Below are 3,336 nucleotides of genomic sequence, written 5' to 3' on the forward strand. Positions count from 1 at the left end.
TCCATCAGCGCGCATCCGCCGCGCTTGTTGTGCGCTTTGAACCAGCGCCGCAGTTCCGCGCCGGTCAGAGCCTGATCGTTCAGGAACCAGAGCCGCGCCTTCAGGTGGGGGGGGGAAGGGCGGTAATTCCACAGCCCATAGCCCGCCGATAACTGTACCACGCAGGAGACATCCTGCAATTCGAGCGGCAATCGGCTACGGAGATAATCGCCCACCGCCAGAATGTCGCTTGTATCCAGCCCATCCGGCGCGATCTCGCGGTCCAGGTCTACGGGAATCACCAGCGACGGCGTGTCGAGAATGAACGGGTTTTCACCCTTCTTCAGCGTTCGCTGAATCACTTTCGGCGCGTCCGGGCGCACCGTGCCGCGAATCAAAAACGCATTGCGGGCCGACTGCCGGAGTAACACGGCAAGGACATGCTCGATGTCCCCAAACCACTCCGCACAGTGGGTAAACTGCACCGCCTGGCCGTAGCTGTCCGTTTTCAGCAGTCGCACCGCGCCCATCTCCACCCACCGATGGACCTTTCTCGCCGGTTGGCCGTGAGCAGGCGCTAAAAACGTCAGTGTGTTCATTCTATTTCCTATTTCTTGCCAGATACTGCTGCAACTCAACCGCGCAATTGCGCCGCACCTGTACCGCCACGACCCGCATCTCCCGAATCGCCCGAAACCGCTTTGCGCGGTCTTCCGGTGATTCAATCATTGCCTCGCCCGCTGGCGGCAATGCATCCACCTCTACGGCGTCATAGCGGTTAATGTCCGCCTGATCCGCATCAGCACACGCCAGCCAGCCATCGGCCATTGCTTTTAGATCGGCCACCATCTGATCGGTATGCGCCATGGCTCGAATGTCGCCATAATGAAATAATCCCTGTGATTTCATTCCCGCCCTTCCCAACGGATTAACTGATTCAGGCAATCCTTCGCCGCCAGTAGATCGGGGAGGCCGCCTTTGCCGGGAGCTTGGCAGTTAAAGCGGCCCAGGCATTCAATGACATTGCCCAGCAGATACCCGGTCATCTGCTCAGGGGTCAGCCAGGAATGCATCACTTCCACCGGCTGGAGTTTCATTGCCGTGTACTGCGCGTCCGGCGCGGGCGTCGTTTTGTAATGCGGCGGTTTCTCTTCAATCATGCGGCGCTGCCTCGAATGACAGTCAGGGCGGGCTTGGCGTTGCCCAGAAAATACTCCACGGCTGCCGCGCCATTCCGCAGCATGTCGGCCAACGCATCCCACAGCCGGTCGGTTTCCGGGTCGTTTTCGAGCGGGGTCAACCCTTCCAGGTGCGACGCTAAATCCACCAGCGCCGAGCGGGTTTTCTCGATCAGGTCGCGTTGCAGCCGGGTCATGCGCTCAATCGAGGAATAGCTGTCGATCTGTTGGTTGAGCGACGCGAGTAGGGCTTCAGCAGACCTGACCTGCCGATCCAGTTCCGCAATCTCTTTCTCGCGTTCGCGCAATTTAGCGGTCACTTGCTGCTGAACCAGATCGACTTGCTTCTTTTTAAGAGTTGCTATTTCTTCCGCCATGCTGACTGCGCGGGCTTTGAAGGCTTCGTAATCAGCGGGGGTTTTCTCAACGACTTGGATTTCAGGTTTAGGAACAGGCCGGTCAAGAGCGGCGCTCAAGTCCAGTTCCAGCGCCCGAATCTTGTCGCGGTTCGCCTTACTCTGTTCCATCCATTCGCGGTTGCGGCGCTTTTCAATTTCAAGTTCCGCTTCCAGCGCCTTCCAATCCCTCACGTCCGCAACCGTCACCTTTTCGCCGGATTCGGCTTTGGCGACGGCTTTGTCGATCACGGATTCGGGAGTGGACGGGGCGGAAAGGGCGTAGAGAATAGACGGTTTCAAATTGCTAAAATTTAGCAATTTCCCGTTGCCAAATCGCTTATAAACGGCCTCGAAGTTATCAGCGGTTTGGCGGCTCATCTCAAACTCAGCCGCGATCCACGGCAAAAACTGCCCATGCGGTAATTCTTCCTTAACCGCCGCCAACTCTCGGCCAATCTCAATGATGTCCTCAACTGTGCGCTTGAGGCGCAGCTTGATGCGTTCCGCAGCCGCACGGGCCGTCAGCGCTGCATCTACCGGCAACGCCGCATAATCAAATCCCACTTGAGTTAACTCACTCATAGCCCTTTCACCTTTTCAAATTCCCGGTAGGTGGCCTCCCGGATTTCCGGGCGTAAACGCTCCTGTTGGACGCCCTCCTGAATCGCCCGATTAGCGCGATGATTCGCCAGCGCGTACAACAGGGAACGCTCCGTATCGCCGATCAGGTCTTTCACGCCGCCAATTCCAAACTTTCGATTCCAGTGTTTCCGCAGCGTCATAAAGCTGTTAGGCGATGAGGCTTTATTGCCTGCCGGATCGACATAGCCCACCCACTTTTCTTTGATGGTATCGTTGACGGCGCGAATACTGGATACGGTATCGTTGTATGCGAGCGCCGCTTCCAATCCCGTCAGCGCTTCTATTTTATTCAGCGTCTTTACTCGGTTTTTGGTGCTCATTCAGGCTCCCGCTCGGCATCCCAAAACCATCCCCACGCCCCGACGGTGCAGAGGAACCCGTCTTGCGGGTATCCCGCGTTCGGCGAGGGATCGCGTTCTAAAAAGCGGCGGCAACTGTCGCGTTTCGGGCAACGCCCGCCGACTTTTTGCTGGCTCCATCCGTTGCAGGTGGTGATGAGGGGTTTCGTCATGCGGCGCTCCAGTCGGGGACGTAGGGATGCGTATTGGCTACGGCGCTTTTCATCGGCGTCACCGAGCCGTGTTCCGGGCATTGCCAATCGCCGGGAAAGACATAGCCGTCGCCATGGTCCCAGTACGGAATGACCTGGCGCTTGCAGTGCGGACAGACATCAAACGCCTCTGGCGCTTCGCGGTACAGCGGCGTTTGATGGGTCTGGCAGTGCAGCAGGCCAGTCAGCCTGCCAATGGCGACTTCAAGAGGAATGACCATCAGCTTCTCCTATCTCGAATCCAGGGAAAAAAAGGATGTTTTCGGCCTCATCAACATCCGGTTCAACGGCGAGCGCCGCTCGTAAATAGAACGTCACCGCCTCATCGAACGTGCAGTTCCTACGCCGCGCAATGCGCTCAAACAGCGCTATTTCCGCCGCCGAGAACATCAGAGTCGCATCCAGTTCTGGCATAACGCCCCGCTGAAGAATCAGAAAATGAGGCCCTCTTCAGGCCCTCTTCAGGCCCTCTTCAGGCCCTTCCTATGCGGCGCGTTGTGTTTCAACATTCGCCTCATCGGCTGCCGCCGCTTCCAGCGCCAGCGCCCGAACCACCGCCGCCCAGACTTCAGGAAGTGAGGACGCAGGC

8 protein-coding genes are annotated in these 3,336 nt (G+C 57.9%); all 8 read right to left on the bottom strand.

The features are described from left to right. On the bottom strand, positions 1-578 hold a 578-nt coding region (locus CAPSK01_RS23775; protein ID WP_273703973.1), incomplete at its 3' end, for a hypothetical protein. 1 nt (position 579) lies between these two features. Beyond that, entirely contained in the window at positions 580-888 is a 309-nt protein-coding gene (locus tag CAPSK01_RS17370) for a hypothetical protein (protein ID WP_034929667.1), read from the bottom strand. Further along, entirely contained in the window at positions 885-1,139 is a 255-nt protein-coding gene (locus tag CAPSK01_RS17375) for a hypothetical protein (RefSeq protein WP_034929669.1), read from the bottom strand. Before CAPSK01_RS17375 ends, CAPSK01_RS17370 begins: the two co-directional genes overlap by 4 nt. Next, positions 1,136-2,137 carry a DUF3102 domain-containing protein gene (locus tag CAPSK01_RS23780; RefSeq protein WP_273703974.1) on the bottom strand — a complete coding sequence of 334 codons (1,002 nt, stop codon included), beginning with the start codon at positions 2,135-2,137 and terminating at the stop codon, positions 1,136-1,138. Before CAPSK01_RS23780 ends, CAPSK01_RS17375 begins: the two co-directional genes overlap by 4 nt. Continuing rightward, the gene (locus CAPSK01_RS17385) at positions 2,134-2,517 is read right to left on the bottom strand and encodes a hypothetical protein (RefSeq protein ID WP_273703975.1); all 384 of its coding nucleotides are present in this window, start codon (positions 2,515-2,517) and stop codon (positions 2,134-2,136) included. The genes CAPSK01_RS23780 and CAPSK01_RS17385 overlap by 4 nt, the downstream gene beginning before the upstream one ends. Continuing rightward, on the bottom strand, positions 2,514-2,708 hold the full coding sequence (locus CAPSK01_RS23785) for a hypothetical protein (RefSeq protein WP_273703976.1): 195 nt from the start codon (positions 2,706-2,708) through the stop codon (positions 2,514-2,516). Before CAPSK01_RS23785 ends, CAPSK01_RS17385 begins: the two co-directional genes overlap by 4 nt. After that, positions 2,705-2,968, bottom strand: coding sequence for a hypothetical protein (locus tag CAPSK01_RS17390; RefSeq protein ID WP_034929673.1), 264 nt, complete (start codon positions 2,966-2,968; stop codon positions 2,705-2,707). The genes CAPSK01_RS23785 and CAPSK01_RS17390 overlap by 4 nt, the downstream gene beginning before the upstream one ends. Further along, on the bottom strand, positions 2,952-3,161 hold the full coding sequence (locus CAPSK01_RS23790) for a hypothetical protein (RefSeq protein ID WP_273703977.1): 210 nt from the start codon (positions 3,159-3,161) through the stop codon (positions 2,952-2,954). Before CAPSK01_RS23790 ends, CAPSK01_RS17390 begins: the two co-directional genes overlap by 17 nt. Between the last annotated feature and the right edge of the window lie 175 nt (positions 3,162-3,336).

It is taken from the genome of Candidatus Accumulibacter vicinus (genome assembly GCF_000584955.1).
GTDB classification, from domain to species: domain Bacteria; phylum Pseudomonadota; class Gammaproteobacteria; order Burkholderiales; family Rhodocyclaceae; genus Accumulibacter; species Accumulibacter vicinus.